This is a genomic window from Streptomyces sp. NPDC059679 (genome assembly GCF_042734105.1).
Classification (GTDB): Bacteria; Actinomycetota; Actinomycetes; order Streptomycetales; family Streptomycetaceae; genus Streptomyces.
On the sequence record NZ_JBHWES010000004.1, the window covers coordinates 39,855 to 54,631 of the forward strand.

The window sequence follows — 14,777 nt, forward strand, 5'->3', positions numbered from 1 at the left end:
ACGCCGACTCGCCGCTCCCGCGAGTGCGTGCCGGCAGAAGTCCCGGAGTGTGAGCCTTGGCTGCCGAACTTCCCGACGAACCCGACGACGAGCTCCCGGCGATCGCCATCACCGGTATGGCCTGCCGCTTCCCCGGGGCGGATTCCACCGATGCGTTCTGGGAGCTGCTGCGCGACGGCGTGGAGCCCCGGGAGACCGTTCCCGACGAGGAGCTGAGGCGCGCGGGACTGCTGGACCGGGTGCGCGACGACCCGTCGTACGTCGCCACCCGTATGCGGTTCACGGACCCCTCGCTCTTCGACGCGGGCTACTTCGGCATGACTCCGGCCGAGGCGGCCGCGACCGACCCGCAGCAGCGCCTGCTGCTGGAGACCACGGTCCACGCCCTGCGGGACGCCGCTCTCGAACCAGGGACGTTCGACGGCAGCGTCGGCGTGTACCTGGGCATGAACCTCTCCGACTACCTGCTGCGCCATGTGATGAGCCACCCCGAGGTGGTCGAGGCCCTGGGCTGGCACCGCGTCCTCATGGGCAACGACCGGGGTTTCACCGCGACCGGTGTGTCCTACCGCCTGGGCCTGACGGGCCCGAGCGCGGCGGTCGACTGCGCCTGCTCCTCCAGCCTCGCGGCGGTGCACCATGCCTGCCGCGCGCTGCTGGACTACGAGGCGGACGCCGCCGTGGCCGGTGGCGCCGGCATCAAACCGACCGACCTCGGCTACTCCTATGTGGAGGGCGGCATCGGTTCCCCCGACGGCCGCTGCCGACCCTTCTCCGCGGACGCCCGGGGCACGGTGTTCTCCAGCGGTGTCGGGGTCGTGGTGCTGCGGCGTCTGGAGGACGCGCTCGCGGACGGCGACCGGGTACTCGCGGTGATCCGGGCCGGCGGTGTCAACAACGACGGGGCGCGGAAGAGCGGTTACACCGCGCCCAGCGCCCGGGGACAGGCCGAGCTGATCACCTCGGTGCTCGAGCTGGCGGGCATCGACGCCGAGCAGGTCTCCTACGTGGAGGCGCATGGCACCGGCACCGCTCTCGGCGACCCCATCGAGGTGAGCGCCCTCACCGAGGCCTTCCGCACGACGAGCCGTACGAGCGGTACGAGCCCTGCGACCGGCTTCTGCGGGATCGGGTCCGTGAAGTCCAACATCGGTCACCTGGACTCGGCCTCGGGGATCGCCGGCCTGATCAAGGTGGTCCTCGCGCTGCGCCACCGGACCCTGCCCCCGACTCTGTGGTGCGAGGAGACCAGTCCGCACATCGACTTCGACACCTCACCGTTCCGGGTCACCGGAAAGCTGCGGCCATGGGACGGCCCGCGACCGCTGCTCGCCGGGGTGAGCTCGTTCGGCGTGGGCGGCACGAATGTGCACCTGCTGGTGGAGGAGGCGCCGGAGGAGCCGGAGGCGGCCGGCGACAGCGTGTCGTCCCGTCACGCACGGCTGCTGCCCTTCTCGGCCGCGTCGCGTACGGCCCTGGACGCATGGGAGTCCGGCCTGCGGGAGCGGCTTTCGGCGCAGACTCCCGAGGGCGTACGCGACATGGCGTACACCCTTGCCCGCGGGCATGCCGTACTGCCCTTCCGGCGCGCACTGCTCTGGACCTGTGGCCGGGAACCTGTCACCCTCGACGGGGACGGCGCGGACACGCGGCGCGGGGGCGTCGCCTTCGTGCTGCGGCACACCGAGCCCGACCAGAAGTCGGTCCAGGAACTTCTCGGTCGCCATCCGGTGTTCCGGGACACCGCCGAGCGGCTCGTCGGGCCGTGGGCCGCGGCGCGCGGCATGACGGTCAAGCAGGCGCTGAGCACCCTGGCGGCCCGCGCCCCGGCGCCGCTGACATCGGCCGTCGTGGCACTGGGCGAGGCCGCCGTGTGGGCGGAGCGCCAGGGAGCCGCCCCCCGGGCCGTCGTCGCCGACCGGGCGTCCCGACCCGCCGCGGCCGTACTGGCCGGCGCGCTGACGGAGGACGAACTCGCCGCCGCCATGGCGGACTTCCCGGCCGACAGCGCCTCTGTGGCCGAACACGTCCTGCACCGGGTGTCGCTTCGTCCCCTGACCATCCCCTGGTACGACGAGGACAGAGCGGAACTGTGCCCGGCGGGCCGCCTGCCGGATCCGGTCCTGGCTTTCGGTAACGCCGCGGCCACACCGGGTCGGCGCACCCTGCCGCCCCGGATCTCGGCGCTCGTCCACCTCGGCGCGGCCGCGGCGCTCCCTGCCGCCGCGGTGCCGGGCGTGTTCGCGGGAGCGGTCCACGTCGTCGGTCCGTCCGGCACCCGAGGCGGCGACGCCTCGCTGCTCGGGCGCCTCGGCCGGGCCTGGGCGCTGGGGCTCCTGGAAGACCGCTCGGGACTCGTCGATGCCGCCGGCGGCCGGGTCGTGGACCTCCCCGCGTACCCCTTCGACCGGCAGCGGCACTGGCTGGAACCACGGCCGCCGCAGGGCGCCGCCGAGCGGTCCGTACGCTTCTCCGGCCCAGAACCGGCGGCGGTGGAGGCAGGCGGTGCGCAAACCGCCGGACAGTCGGCTCGGCACATCTTCGCGCAGTGTCTGGGGGTCGACGAGGTCGCGGAGGACGACGACCTGTTCAGACTCGGCGGTGACTCCCTGCTCGCCACCCGGGTCGTGGCCATGGCCCGTGCGCGGCTCCGGGTGAACGTACCGTTCGGCACGTTCCTGCGGGAGCCGACGCCGGCCCACTTGGCCCGGCTGGCCCTCAGAGAGCACGAGGAGGAGAAGGAGGAGACGGGGGGCACCGGAGCACGACCCGAGCCGCGCGATCGAGGCCCGGTGTCCGCCGGCGGTCCGATCCCCCTGACTCCCCTTCAGGAAAGGTTCCTGTTCCTCAGCGAGATCGACGGCGCGGCCGAGGCGTACAACGTGCCGGTCCTCGCCGACCTGCGCGGCCCGGTGGACATCGAGGCGCTGCGTGCCGCGCTCGCCGACGTCGTCGCCCGGCACGAGAGCTTGCGCGCGGTGTTCCGTACGACCGCGGACGGCACGACGCAGGAGATCCTGCCCGAGGTGCCCGTCGAGCTCCCCGTCCTCGCCGTCGACGGCGAGAAGTCCCTGCGGTCCGCGATCGCCGGACTGCTGGACCGCGGGCTCCCGCTGGACCGGGCTCCCGCCTTCGCCGCGCGCGTCTTCACCACCGGGCCCGGCCGGCACGTCCTCGCCCTCTCGGTGCATCACATCTGCGCGGACGCCCACTCCACCGGCATCCTGCTGCGTGACCTCTACGCCTGCTACGCGGAGCGAACCGGTGGCGACAAAGCCGCCCTGCCCGCCGTCGAAGGTCTGCCGGCCGCCCATATGCGTGCCGTCGCCGCATGGCTGACCTCCGCGGACGCCGACCGGCAGCTGCGCTTCTGGCTGGACGAGCTGGCGGATCTGCCCGAGCCGCTCCAGCTGCCGGGTGACCGGCCGCCCGGTGCGGTCCGCGGTTACCGGGGCAGCACCGTCGACTTCGCCCTTCCGGCGGAACTCTCGGGCCGGGTCCGCGCACTGGCCGAGCAGCACGGCGTGACGCCCTTCGTCGTCGTACTCGCCGTCTTCTTCCTGCTGCTCGGCAGGGTCACCGGGCGGACGGATCTCGTCGTCGGGACACCGGTCTCCGGACGGCACCGGCCCGAGACCCGCGACCTCATCGGGAACTTCGTGAACACCCTCCCGCTCCGGGTGCGGACCGAGGAAGCCCTGGACTTCCACGCGTTGCTGGGGCAGGTCGCCGAGCGGGTGACCACGGCCCTGGACCACCAGGATCTGCCCGTCGAGGTGGTCACCCGTCGGCTGGGAGGCAGCGGCCAGGACCTGAACGCCACCCCGATATTCCAGGTGCTGTTCAACATGCTCAACCTGGACGCGGGCAGCGCCGCGCCACCGGCCGGGCTCGAGCGCCGCCCCCTGCCGTTCGAGCGGCACACCAGCCCGTACGAGCTCTCCCTCGACTGGTGGTTCGGCCGGGACGGAAGCATCACCGGACGCTTCCTCTACAACACCGAGCGCTTCGAGCGGGAGACCGTCGCAGGGTGGCAGGACACCTTCGCCTTTCTCCTGGCCACCGTCGTGGACGCGGCGGACCGACCGCTGAGGGACGTCCCCTCCGAGTCGCCCGCCACCGCCGCCCGGACCTCCGCGGCCCTGGCCGGCCCGCGGATCCCCGTCCCGCCGCGCCCGGTCCACGCGGTCTTCGCCGACTGGGCGGCCAGGGAACCCGGCCGCCTCGCGGTCACCGACGGCCGGACCTCCCTGACGTACGGCGAACTGGCCCGTGTCTCGGCTGGGGTGGCCGACCTGCTCGCCGGGCTCGGCGTACGTCCCGGCCAAAACGTGGGTATCGCCATGGAACGGGGAGTGCCCCTGGTCGGCGCTCTCGTGGGCGTGATGCGCGCGGGAGCCACCCCGGTGCCCTTCGACCTGACCCACCCGCGGCGGAGACTCGCGGCCATGGCCGAGGACTGCGGCGCCGCCGTCGTCGTCTCCGAGCGCAAGGAGGACGCCGACTTCGCCGCCTGCGCGACGGCTCTGGAGCTGGCGGACATCACGGCGGTGCGAGGCGGCGCGGGCAATGTCCCGGGCGACACCGTGGACCTGTCGGTGGGTGCCTATCTGACCTACACGAGCGGCACCACGGGCCGGCCGAAGGGCATCCACTTCCCCCACCGCGCGCTGGCGAACCTCATCCACTGGGAGACCGCCGGCCACACCGCGGGGCTGCGCAGGCTGCAGCTCGCGTCCTTCGGTTTCGACGCCTCCTTCCACGAGGCGTTCGCGGCCCTGTGCTCGGGCGGCTCCCTCCACATCGCCGACGACGAGACCAAACACGACCACGACCTGCTGGCCGGTTTCATCCGGGACCACCGGGTGGAGAAGGCCATCCTTCCGGTGTCCCTCCTGCACGCGCTCGCCGCACGCTTCGAGCACGACACCGCCGCCTTCTCCTCGCTCAAGGAGATCGCCTCCACCGGCGAACAGCTGCGCCTGAGCGCGTCGGTGATCTCCTTCTTCGAGTCACTGAAGGAATGCCGGCTGATCAACAACTACGGGCCGGCCGAGACACACGTGGTGACCTCCTACCGGTTCAGCGGACCGCCTCGTGCCTGGCCACGGCACGCACCGATCGGCCGCCCGATCCAGAACGTCACGCTGTCCGTGCTGGACGGGCAGGGCCGCGACGCTCCCCGCGGCTCGGTCGGCGAACTGGTCATCCACGGCGACTGCGTGGCCACCGGCTACCTGGGGCAGCCGCGGCTGACCGCGGAACGCTTCCCCGGCGCCGCTGCGTACCGCAGCGGAGACAGAGCCCGGCTGCTGCGCTCGGGCGACATCGAGTTCCTGGGCCGTGGCGACAACCAGGTCAAGATCCGCGGCTTCCGTGTGGAGCTGGGCGAGGTGGAGACGGTGATCCGCGAGGACCCGGCGATCCGCGACGTCGCCCTGGTCATCGGCGGCACGGAGGGCGATCGGCGCATCGACGCCTATGTGGTGGCCGCTTCCGGGGCCGGGGTGGCCGAGCGGACCCGCGACCGGCTCAGGGATGAGCTGCCGGCGGCGATGGTGCCGTCGTCCTTCACCGTCCTCGACAGCCTCCCGGTCAATGTCAACGGGAAGGTCGAGGTGTCCCGGCTGCCCCGGCCGGGCGGCCCGGTACCACGGGGCGCGGGCGGGGACGCGGGCGGGGACGCGGGCGCGGGTGCGGACACATCCGAGGCGGACGGTGCCCTGCACGGTGTCCTGACCGTCTTCCGCCGCGTACTGGACAACCCGCTGCTCGGCCCGGACGAGGACTTCTTCGACGCCGGCGGCCACTCCCTGCTCGCCACCCGCGTCATCCACGGCGTACGGGAGGAATGCGGCATCCGGCTGTCGGTGCGGGAGCTCTACCGGCGCGGCACGGCCGCGGAGGTCGCCGCCCTGGTGGCCGGCCACCGCCCCGTGACGGACGCCGAGGAGGTGCTGCCCGCCGTCGCCGCCCCGCTCGTCGTCCCCGCGGGGCACCGCGCGCTCCTCGACGGTTCCCCGTCCTCCGAGCGGCAGAAGACCTTCGTGTTCGACACCGGGCAACGACTGGACCCGGCACGGCTGAGTACGGCGGTGGATGCCGTCCTCGGCCGGCACGCGGCCCTCCGCGTGCCGTATGCGGCGGATGCGGCGGCCGATACGGACGGGGAGTCGCAGGCCCGGACACAGGGCTTCGCCGTGCTCGATCCGCCCGGGACACCGGCGGGCATGACACCGCACGAGGCCGCGGCATGGATGTACGACCGGGCTCAGCGCAGGCCCATCGATCCCGCTGGGGAACCCCTGTTCCGGGTCGCGGTGGCGCAGCCGCCCGAAGGCGGCCCCACCCTGCTGGCGCTGACCGTCCATCTGGCCGCCCTGGACGGGCGGAGCCTGAACACCCTGTGCCGTTCCCTCGCCGAGGCATATGCCACGCCCGCGGCCCCCCGCGAAACGGACGACGGATTCCTGCGCCACCTCACCTGGCGGCAGTCCCTGGCCGGCAGCGAGCGCGCCGAGGAGACCGTGCGCCGTTGGCGCCGGCTCCTGCCCGGGACCCCTCGGGAGGCCGACACCCTCGGCCCCGCGGCCGACGGGGAGATCGCCGGGCAGCGGTCCTGGGCCCCCGGGCAGCGGCTCCAGCAGACGCTGCGCCGCAGATGTGCGGAGCACCGCGTCACCCCCTTCCTGCTGCACCTCACCGCCTTCGCGACCGCCCTGGCCTGGTCGCGGGACGAGGACGAGGTCTGCCTGGCGCTGGCGCTGGACGGCAGGATCCACCCCTCCCTCGACGCGACGGTCGGCAGCTTCGCCAACGTCGTCCCCTTCCCGTTCCGGCTGCGCGCCGCGGAGCCGCTGCGCCACGCCCTGGAGGCCGTACGCGAGGTCTTCGACGACGTGGACGGCGTACGCACCGTGAACTACGCCGACCTCGCGGCCGCCGACGAGGGGCTCGGGGCCTTCCGGAGCCTTCCGGTCGTCTTCACCTACGCACGCGACGAGGGCGAGCCGCTGCGGCTCGGCACGCGGGAACTACGTGCCGTCGGGCCCGATGTACTGGCCGCCGGGCAACGGCTGCAGCTGACCGTCGCCGACAGCCCGCGCGCCTTCCGCGCACAGCTCGCATACGCCCGCAGCCCTGCCGAGCGGCGGGACGCACGGGTGATGGCGCTGTATCGCACCGTGCTGTACGCCCTCGTGTTCGAGGCCGACACCACCGCCGCGGACCTTGCCGCATCCATCGATCCCGGGGAGGGCGCGTGAAGTTCAGCCTTTTCTTCTTCGCCAACGGGCAGGACACCACCGAGCAGTACCGTCTCCTCCTCGATGCGGCGCGGTTCGCGGACACGGAGGGCTTCTCGGCCGTGTGGACGCCGGAGCGGCACTTCCACGACTTCGGCGCCCCGTTCCCCAACCCCTCCGTCACCTCGGCGGCCGTGGCCGCCATCACCTCCCGCGTCGACGTACGCGCCGGAAGCGTCGTGCTTCCGCTGCACGATCGCCTGCGCGTGGCCGAGGAGTGGGCCGTCGTCGACCAGCTCTCGGGCGGCCGGGCGGGCCTCGCCATCGCGTCCGGCTGGAACCCGCAGGACTTCGTCCTGGCACCCGGCAACTTCGAGCGGAACAAAAGCCTGGTCCGTGACGGCATCCAGGAGTTGCGCGCGCTGTGGTCCGGTGAGGCCGTGCGCCGCCCGGGGCCGGGCGGGGAGGAGCGGCTCATCCGCACCTACCCGCGCCCCCGGCAGGACGAGGTGCCCCTCTGGGTCACCGCGGCGGGCTCCGCCGAGACGTTCTCCCTCGCGGGAGAGCTGGGGTGCGGCATTCTGACCCACCTTCTCGGGCAGTCCTGGGACCGGCTGGAGGACAATCTGGCCGACTACAGCGAGGCGCTCGAAGCCGCGGGATACGGCATCGAAAGCGATCGTGTGACGGTCATGCTGCACACGTTCGTCGCCGAGGACAGCCGTACGGCGCTGGAGACGGCCCGTGCCCCCATGACCGCGTACATGCGCTCGTCCATGAGCCTCTTCGGCCTCAAGTCGCCGCAGAGCCACGGCGTGGGACCGGCATCGGACGCCGCGATGCGCGAGTTGCTGGACCACGCCTACGAGGAGCACGCACGGACCCGGTGCCTCATCGGCTCCGTCGACAGTTGTCTGCCCATCGTCGAACGCCTCGCCGACCTGGGTGTCGACGAACTCGCCTGTCTGATCGACTTCGGCGTCGCGGCGGACGAGGCGCTCGGCGCGCTGCGGAACCTGGCGGTGCTGCGGGAGAGGTGCGAACAGCTGTGATCTCCCGGACCGGAGGACGGCGGGCGGCCCTCTGCCGCCCGCCCGCCCCCACCGCCCTACGCCCGCACCGCGGTGAGCCGGGCGAGGGCCTGACGCAACTGCTTGACGGTGCCCACGGCCATGGCCGGCACCTGCGAGGCCGAACCGCGGCTGATGTTCGTCAGCACCCTGCCGGGACCGACCTCGACCAGCGCGTCGACGTCCTCCTTCACCAGCAGCTCCAGCGTCTGGCTCCAGTACACCGGCGAGGAGAGCTGGCGCCTCAGCGACTGACGTGCCTCCTCGCCCGTGTGCACATACGTGGCGGTCGCATTGGCGATCACCGGGATGACCGGAGTGGAGAACGGAACGGCCTCCAGGTGGGCGGCGAACTCCTCCTCGATGTCCTTCATCAGGAGCGAGTGGAAGGGCGCGCCCACCTTCAGCTGTGCGACGTGTGTCGCACCGGCCGCCCGCGCGGCGACGGTGACGGCCTCCACCCCGGCCACCGTTCCGGACACCACCGTCTGCGTCGGCGCGTTGTAGTTGGCCACGACCACGCTCTCACCGGTCGAGCGCGACGACTCCTCGCACAGGTCACGGACCCGCTCGGCGGGCAGCCCCAGGACCGCCGCCATCCGTCCCGGTGTGCGCCGGTTGACCCCGGCCATCAACTCGCCGCGACGGCGTACCAGACGCAGCGCATCCTCCCAGGCGAGCACCCCCGCATGCACCAGGGCCGGGTACTCACCGAGGCTGTGGCCGGCCACCACGCCCGGCCGGATGCCGTGTTCCCGGAGCACCGCGGAGACGGCGAGGCTGGTGAGGAACACACCGGGCTGGGTCACGGCGGTGTCCCCCAGCTCCTCCTCGCTGCCCCCGAAGCACAGCCGGCTCAGCGGAAGTCCCAGAATCTCGTCGGCCGATGCATAGTAGGCCCGTACGCTTTCAGCGTATTCCTGGGCGAAATCCTTTCCCATTCCGGGCACCTGCGAGCCCTGCCCGGGGAAGAGAAACGCAATCCTGTCCACGGCTACCCCGTTCGCGTCGGGACAACAAAACTTGACGCGGCCTCGACCGCGATCGCTCACCCTATCGATCAGGCGGGACGGAGACAATGCCAAGTCAAGTAATCATCAGGGATCTCGGATCCCGGTCCAGGCGATACGGGAACGAAGAGCACCGGAATCGAGAGCAGGCGAACCGGGAGTACCGGTACCGAGAGCCGGAAACAGAGCTGACCTGCTTTCTGATTCACCATTCCGGCGGCTCGGCCGCCGGCTACGCGCCCCTGGCCGAGCACCTTCCCCCCACCTGGCGGGCGCTGGCCGTCGAACTGCCCGGACGGGGCGCCTCCGTCGGCGAGTCGGCCTGCGGCGACATGGCCGAACTGATGGCACATGTCGCCCCCGCCGTGCTCGACAACGCTCCCGGCCGCTATGCCGTCTTCGGCCACAGCTTGGGGGCGCTGGTCGCGTATGAGCTGGTCAGAGAGGCCGAACGGCGGGGCGCCGGACCGGCCTGGCTGGGTGTCTCCGGAAGCCCCGCCCCGCACCGCATCCGGGACCGGCTGCCGGAACGGCGTGACCTGTGGCCACGTGAGCGGCTCGTCGCGTTCCTGCGGGAGCTGGGGGGAACACCGGAGGAAATGCTGGAGATCCCGGACGTGGTCGACTACATGGTGACCGTTCTGCGCGCCGATCTGCGCATCGTGGACACCTACGAACACATCGAAGGACCACCCCTCTCCACACCCGTCTCCGTCTTTTCCGGGGACGCCGATCCGCTCGCCGAGCATGAATTTCTGAGCGGTTGGCGAGAGAGAACCCGGGCACCGGTCCGTTTTCACGCCTGGCCCGGTGGACACTTTTATCTGTTCGATCATCCGGAAAGCTTCTGCAAGAGACTCGTGGCGGACGTCAGTTCCGCTCTTTCCGGTACACCAGCAGCGGCGCGACAAGAAATGGAAGACGCTGAGAGCCATGGCTGAGAACAAGCCCTCCGGTCCGGAGGGAGAGAAGAAGACGCGGCAGATCGCCGGTGCCGCGCTCCCCCTCTACCTGACGATGATCGCCTCGTCGGCGGCGTCCCTGGTGGACACGGCCGTCCTGGGGCGGCATGCCACGGCCTCGCTCGCGGCCTTCGCCGTCACGCTGGCCGTGTTCAGCCCGGCCACCGCCGCGGTGTCCGGAGCCATGCGCGGCGTCATGCCGTTCGTGGCGAGCCACAAGGATGATGCCGACGGCCTGCTGCCCGTGCTGCGCAACGGCATGTGGCTCGGGATCTGCGTCGGACTGCTCGGTGCCGTGGCGGTCGCCTCCGTACCGCTGATCGGCAAGGCCGGTGGAGTGCCGCAGACCACCCTCGACGAGTTGGGTGTCTTCCCGTACATCCTCGCCTGCAGCGTGCTCGTGATGTCGATCGCCGCCACCGCGACGTCCACTCTCGTCGGGCTCGGCAAGGGCAAGGCGGTGATGCGTTCCGGGATGGCCGGCACCGGCGCCGCCGTCGTACTCTCGCTGCTCCTGGTCGGCGGCGTCGGTTCGTTCGACGGCCTCGGCCTGCCCGGCGCCGGCATCGCCATGCTCACCTCCAGCCTGATCAACGCCTCCGTGGCGCACGTCCAGTTGCGCCGGAACACGGTGTTGGCCGGGAGGCCGCTGCGGCTGGGGCGTCCGCATCCGCGCGAGGTGCTCAAACTGGCCGCGGTCGGCATCCCGCTCGCGGCCACCGTGCTCATCAAGTTCGCCGTCCTGGGCGTCCTCGCCTTCTCCGCGGCCCGGGTGAACACCGACAGCGCGGCCGTGCACAGCATCTCCCTGTCCCTGGTGAACCTCATGTTCACCGCGGCGGTGGCGGTGGGCCAGGCGACCGTGCCGCTCATGGCCGCCCATGTGAAGACCGGCGACGTACAGGAGGTCAGGCGCAGCGCTCACGCGGGCGTCCTGGTGGCCCTGGGCGCCGTCTGCGGTCTCGCGCTCCTCCTGGTGGTGGCACGCACCCCGGTGATCTCGCTGTTCACCAAGGACACCGGCCTGCACGACAAGGTGCTTGACCTGCTGCCCGTCGTCCTCCTCGCGGTGCTGGCGGACGCCGCCCAGGCGGTGTTCGGCTTCGGACTGATCGGCATCAAGCGCACCGTCCCCAGCCTGGTCGTCTTCGCGATCTGCTACGGGCTGCTGGCCCTGGTGGCCCTGCCCATCGGCGCCGCGGGCGGTCTGAAGGCGCTGTGGCTCTCGCTGGCCGGCGCCAACCTCCTGCTGGTGGCCGGGCAGGCCTTCTTCTTCCAGCGCCGCAGTGGCTCACTGACCAGGCCCGAACCGGCCCCTGCGAGCGCGTGACCCACCTTTCCGCGACCTTTCCCCACCCGACGTGTGCACCGTCATATCCGCGAAGTCAGGAGTACCTCCATGGGCATGTCCGACGATCGTGAGCGACCCAGCACGCTCGTTGAACTCTTCGAGACGACAGCAGCGCGTCACCCGGACCGCAACGCCGTCAGCGACGGCGAACAGACCCTGACCTACCGTGAGTTGAGCGCGCGCTCCGACGTGCTCGCCGCGCATCTGGCCACACAAGGGGTCGGCCGGGAGGACCGCGTGGTGGTGCACCGCCCCCGCTCCAGCGAGGTGTTCGTCGCCCTGCTCGGCATTCTCAAGGCGGGCGCGACCTACGTCGCGGTGGACGTCCGGTATCCCGACAAGCGCCGGGATCTGATGATCCGGCGAAGCGAAGCCAAGGCCATCGTGACCGAACCAGGGTGGGGTGCGCGGCTCTCGCACCTCGGGCCCGACGTGATCGAATGGCACAGCGCGGCCGGCTCCCCCGCCCCGGGCGACCTGCCGCTTCCCGCGCCGGAGAACGGGGCCTGCGTGCTGTTCACCTCGGGCTCGACCGGGGTCCCGAAGGCCTTCGTGCTGGAGCACCGCAACCTGCTCGCCTTTGCCCGCAACCGCGTCATGCCTCAGCTGCTGCCCACCGATCGCACCAGTCAGATCGCCAGCGTCTCCTTCGACGCCTTCCACTTCGAGACCTGGTGCAGCTTCGCGTACGGAGCGGAGATCGTCGTCATGCCCGCCATGGCGGAGCTCCTGGCCTCCGATGTGAAGCGGGAGCTGGAGGACCGCCGCATCAGCGTCATGATCGCCCCCACCATGGCGTTCAACCACCTGGCCCGCGAGAGCCCGGAGACGTTCGCCGGCCTGCGGGTCCTGCAAGTCGGCGGTGGCACCATGCTGGCCTCCGCCTGCCGGGACGTCCTGGCGAGCGGCTTCCGAGGGTCGCTGTGGAACCTCTACGGCCCGTCGGAGACCACGACGGGCTGCTCAGTGGCCCACATCGAGTCGGTGGGACCCGAGGACACCTCGGTGCCCATCGGCCCCGTCCTGGACGGCTTCTCCATGTATGTGCTGGACGCCGACCGGAAGCCCGTGCCCGTCGGTGAGGTGGGCGAGCTGTACGTGGGCGGAGTGGGGGTCTGTCGCGGGTACATCGGTCAACCGGAGCTGACCGAGCAGCGCTTCGTCCCCGATCCGTTCGCCGAGGACGGCAGCCGCATGTACGCGACCGGCGACCTCGGCCGACAGCGGCCCGACGGGGTCTTCGAGTACGTCGGGCGCGCCGACGACCAGGTGAAGATCCGCGGCTACCGGGTGGAACCGGGTGAGGTGGAGCGCGCGCTCGCCCAGCACCCGCTGGCCCGGGAGGCGATCGTGCTGGCCACCGGCGAAGAACTGGACCTGCGCCTGGTGGCATTCGTGGCGGCGGACAGCGCACTGACCGACGAGGAGCTCCTGGCGTACGCCAAGCGGGAACTGCCCGAGTACATGTTGCCCAGCCGCGTCCTGCTCCTGCCCCGGATCCCCGACAACGAGAACGGCAAGCGGGACGTGGCGGCGCTCAGGGCCCTGCTGGCCGAGGACTCCCGGCAGCTCTCGCCGTCCGACCTGCCGTCGGGGGAGACGGAGACGTACCTCGCCGGGCTGTGGCGGGAGTTCCTGGGCGACGAACCGGTCGGCGCCACACACGACTTCTACGCCGCCGGCGGCAACTCGCTCCTCGCCTTCCGCATCCGGCAGCGGGTGGCCAAGGAGCTGGGCGTGTCCATTCCCTTCAACGCGATCCTCAACCACCCGGTGCTCCGCGATCTGGCGGCGCTCATCGACGCCCAACGCGACACCGCGGACCGGCAGGTGTCGTGATGCGGCGGATCGCAGTCGTCTACGACATGGGCGCCGCGGACGTGGTGGAGATCGCTGCCGCACTCGAAGGGCTGGCCGAACCGATCTTCGTCTGCCCGGACTCCGAGTTCGGTGAGCAGCCCACGCAGCTCATGGCCGAGCTCGGCCGGCTGTGCGACATCAGTGGGCTGGACCTCGGCCGCGCCGCCGCGAAGGTGCGCGCGGAACGGCCGGACGGAATCGTCACCTTCACCGACTATCAATTGGAGAGAACCGGGGCACTCGCAGCAGAACTTGATCTCCCGTTTCACTCGCCCGAGCTGGTGCGCAAGCTCACCCACAAGCACCTGCAGCGTGACGTGCTCAACGGCTGCGGTGCGTCCGCGGTGCCGGCGCGGCTGGTCACCGGGGAGGATTCCGCCCGGCGCGCCGTGGCGGAGGTGGGCCTGCCGGCCGTGTTCAAGCCCGACGTGGGAACCGGCAGCCGAAGTACCTACCGCATCTCCTCATACGACGACCTTGTTGCCGCCTGCCGTTCGGAATTCCCGGGACCAGCGGAGTCCGCCGCGCCCCGCCGCGCGGCCGCTACAGAAGCCTTCGTCTTCGAGAGGGAACTGCGGGGAGTCGTGGACACCGCCCCCTGGGGCGACTACGTCTCCGTGGAGTCGGCCGTCTTCCACGGTGCCATCACCCATCTCACGGTCACCGGAAAATTCCCGCTTGCGCCACCGTTCCGGGAGGCCGGGTCGTTCCTGCCCGCGGCCTTGCGGGAAGAGGACGAGAAATCCGTCCTGGACGTGGCCACACGCGCCTTGACCGCCCTGGGCGTGCGCACCGGAGTGTGTCACACCGAGGTGAAGCTCACTCCGTCGGGACCGCAGGTCATCGAAGTGAACGGGCGCCTTGGGGGCCTCGTCAACGCTCTTCTCGGCCGCGCGACAGGAGTGGACGTCATCCGCCTGGCGGCCGGTATCGCTCTTGGGGACGAGGAAGCCACGAAAGCGGTGGACAACATCGCCTACGAGCGGATCGCGTTCGTCTACGCCCGCGTGCCTCCTTTGGAGGCGCGGCGTGTCGCCGAGGTGTCGGGACTCGAGCAGTTGCGGCGTCTGCCCGGCATTTCCCGTGTCGTCCTGAAGCGCGGAGCGGGGCACTCCATCGACTGGCGTGCGGGGAGGCTGGGGCAGGTCTACGTCTGCTTCGGAGCCACGGAGACCCATGAAGCGCTGGCCTCGCTGCTCGATGAAATGACCGATGTGGTCAAGGTCCGCTATGAACCGCGCTATCCGCCACCGATCAATTGATTCCACGTCCACACACCG

The 14,777-nt window shown here is 71.3% G+C and carries 7 protein-coding genes; 6 read left to right on the forward strand and 1 reads right to left on the reverse strand.

Features of this window, described 5'->3' with window-relative positions:
* Positions 1 to 56 precede the first annotated feature (56 nt).
* Entirely contained in the window at positions 57 to 7,265 is a 7,209-nt protein-coding gene (locus tag ACFV2X_RS07005; protein WP_385612449.1) for an amino acid adenylation domain-containing protein, read from the forward strand.
* The gene (locus ACFV2X_RS07010; protein ID WP_385612452.1) at positions 7,262 to 8,296 is read left to right on the forward strand and encodes a MupA/Atu3671 family FMN-dependent luciferase-like monooxygenase; all 1,035 of its coding nucleotides are present in this window, start codon (positions 7,262 to 7,264) and stop codon (positions 8,294 to 8,296) included. The genes ACFV2X_RS07005 and ACFV2X_RS07010 overlap by 4 nt, the downstream gene beginning before the upstream one ends.
* 56 nt (positions 8,297 to 8,352) lie before the next feature.
* Here the strand turns inward: ACFV2X_RS07010 and fabD are convergent, their stop codons facing one another.
* Positions 8,353 to 9,366: an ACP S-malonyltransferase gene (fabD, locus tag ACFV2X_RS07015; protein ID WP_385612455.1), complete on the reverse strand. Its 1,014-nt coding sequence runs from the start codon at positions 9,364 to 9,366 to the stop codon at positions 8,353 to 8,355.
* A 26-nt stretch (positions 9,367 to 9,392) separates the two neighbouring features.
* Here fabD and ACFV2X_RS07020 point away from each other — a divergent pair, with 26 nt between their 5' ends.
* The 4 genes from ACFV2X_RS07020 (at position 9,393) to ACFV2X_RS07035 (ending at position 14,759) form a co-directional block, all read left to right on the forward strand.
* Positions 9,393 to 10,265, forward strand: coding sequence for a thioesterase II family protein (locus tag ACFV2X_RS07020; protein WP_385612458.1), 873 nt, complete (start codon positions 9,393 to 9,395; stop codon positions 10,263 to 10,265).
* Positions 10,258 to 11,616: an MATE family efflux transporter gene (locus ACFV2X_RS07025; protein WP_385612461.1), complete on the forward strand. Its 1,359-nt coding sequence runs from the start codon at positions 10,258 to 10,260 to the stop codon at positions 11,614 to 11,616. Before ACFV2X_RS07020 ends, ACFV2X_RS07025 begins: the two co-directional genes overlap by 8 nt.
* A gap of 75 nt (positions 11,617 to 11,691) precedes the next feature.
* The gene (locus ACFV2X_RS07030; RefSeq protein WP_385612463.1) at positions 11,692 to 13,476 is read left to right on the forward strand and encodes an amino acid adenylation domain-containing protein; all 1,785 of its coding nucleotides are present in this window, start codon (positions 11,692 to 11,694) and stop codon (positions 13,474 to 13,476) included.
* Entirely contained in the window at positions 13,476 to 14,759 is a 1,284-nt protein-coding gene (locus ACFV2X_RS07035; RefSeq protein ID WP_385612913.1) for an ATP-grasp domain-containing protein, read from the forward strand. Before ACFV2X_RS07030 ends, ACFV2X_RS07035 begins: the two co-directional genes overlap by 1 nt.
* Positions 14,760 to 14,777 lie beyond the last annotated feature (18 nt).